At 34.1% G+C, this 1503-nt stretch carries 3 protein-coding genes; 2 read left to right on the top strand and 1 reads right to left on the bottom strand.

The features are described 5' to 3' along the window. Positions 1-196 precede the first annotated feature (196 nt). Together A9996_RS20035 and A9996_RS20030 are read left to right on the top strand one after the other, a co-directional pair. Entirely contained in the window at positions 197-340 is a 144-nt protein-coding gene (locus A9996_RS20035) for a hypothetical protein (RefSeq protein WP_157487271.1), read from the top strand. Between the two features lie 71 nt (positions 341-411). Next, entirely contained in the window at positions 412-558 is a 147-nt protein-coding gene (locus tag A9996_RS20030) for a hypothetical protein (RefSeq protein ID WP_157487270.1), read from the top strand. 746 nt (positions 559-1304) lie between these two features. On the opposite strand, the gene A9996_RS20310 is transcribed toward A9996_RS20030, so the two are convergent. Continuing rightward, a partial coding sequence (locus A9996_RS20310; RefSeq protein WP_211272672.1) for a hypothetical protein occupies positions 1305-1503 on the bottom strand: 199 nt, incomplete at its 5' end.

The following is a 1503-nucleotide window of genomic DNA, read 5'->3' as shown; positions in this document are numbered from 1 at the left end:
ATTTGGAATATTAACGGATTGACCCTAAAGTTTTTTTATATTTGGATTGGTTCGTGTGTATGAGACGCAACGGTCCATACACATCAACGTTAGCACACAAGTTAAAAAAAATCGCACGAAATACCCTAATTTTTTTTAATCCTATGATAAAAATTCTTAACTTTCTCAAATATTTATTAAACTAAAATCAAAAAAGATGGAAGAAAACGAACTTTACCTAAACAGCAAAATGTTTCTTAATGACGACGACGACGACGAATGGACTAAAGAAGATACTGATGACATTCTCGATATAATGTTTCCTGATGGTTATGATGATGACAATGATGGAGGACATTAAACATTCACTAATATTAAGTTTGGAAAAATCCATTACATCTAAATAACAGTAAAATAATTTAAATTGAACTTATGGGATTATTTGATGATTTATTTAAATTCAAAACAGAAAATAGTACTTTGAGATTATTTAAAGGAAAAACAGGCGATTATATAAAAAGTAGTGGGAACGGCAGAAAAGGCAAGACAGAAGCATACAAGCCCCATAAAAAGAAATAGTATATCGTCATTACTATAAAAACCATCAGGATGTCGTTCTGATGGTTTTTTTAAGTGCTAAATCGAAAAATGTGTCTTTCCCGCCAAATCAAATTTGAACGAAAAAAATTGCGCTTGAATTCAATCTGAATTGACTGAATTGAAACCTAAAAACAAACGTCGGAATTAACTCGAGTGTGAAAAAAATAACAACGACGGAAAGAAAAAACCGTGTGCTAACACCGTGTATAAACCATTGCTGGGTCTGTGCTCATCTGGAAAATTCTTGGGAATTTTCCAGCGTAGTTTTGTATCTTTAATGGTTCGTGCTATAACACGCAACGGTCCATACACATCAACGTTGGCAAACAGTTGACCAAAACTCCAGGAAGTGCGGAAATCCATCGAAAATTTTTGGACTTTTAAGGAGGGAAACTAAAAAGAAATCTGCGAAGACACAATACCAAATTTAGCACAGTTACAGATAGTTTTTGTTTCCTTGAAAACCAGTGTTAAGCCGCTTAAAAGATGAATCTCTGTGATTACCAAAAGTTCGGCTGAAAACAGAACCTACAAACATTTAAGAAGCTTGACAAGTCTTCTGAATCAACTCCAAGTTATAAAACCCTATCGAACAAAATTGATTTTTTTATTGATGCCTTAAGTGTGAAACTGAAAACTTATATTTCTCTTCTAATTGCAATCTGACCGGAAAGAAAATAATAGACAGAATACAAAAAACCACAACGGAGTTTAAACTGAATTGACTAAATTAGATTTTTATAACAATAATACATCCGACTTAAAAACCCAAACGAAAAAATAATAAACCGATTTGCCAACACCGTGTACAAGCCATTGCTGGGTCTGTGCCTATCTGGAAAATCCTCGCGGATTTTCCAGCGCAGTTTTGTGTTTGGAATGGCTCGTGCCGTCACACGCAACAGCTCGTACACATAAACGTTG

Origin of the sequence: Gelidibacter algens, assembly GCF_001678675.1 — a bacterium.
Taxonomy (GTDB): Bacteria; Bacteroidota; Bacteroidia; order Flavobacteriales; family Flavobacteriaceae; genus Gelidibacter; species Gelidibacter algens.
Note: the sequence above shows the minus strand (reverse complement) of the source record. Positions and strands in the feature narration are given on the sequence as shown.

Bases quoted from the DNA above. Each gene is read 5' to 3' on its own strand.
- A9996_RS20030 (WP_157487270.1), top strand. From the start codon at position 412: ATGGGATTATTTGATGATTTATTTAAATTCAAAACAGAAAATAGTACT.
- A9996_RS20035 (WP_157487271.1), top strand. From the start codon at position 197: ATGGAAGAAAACGAACTTTACCTAAACAGCAAAATGTTTCTTAATGAC.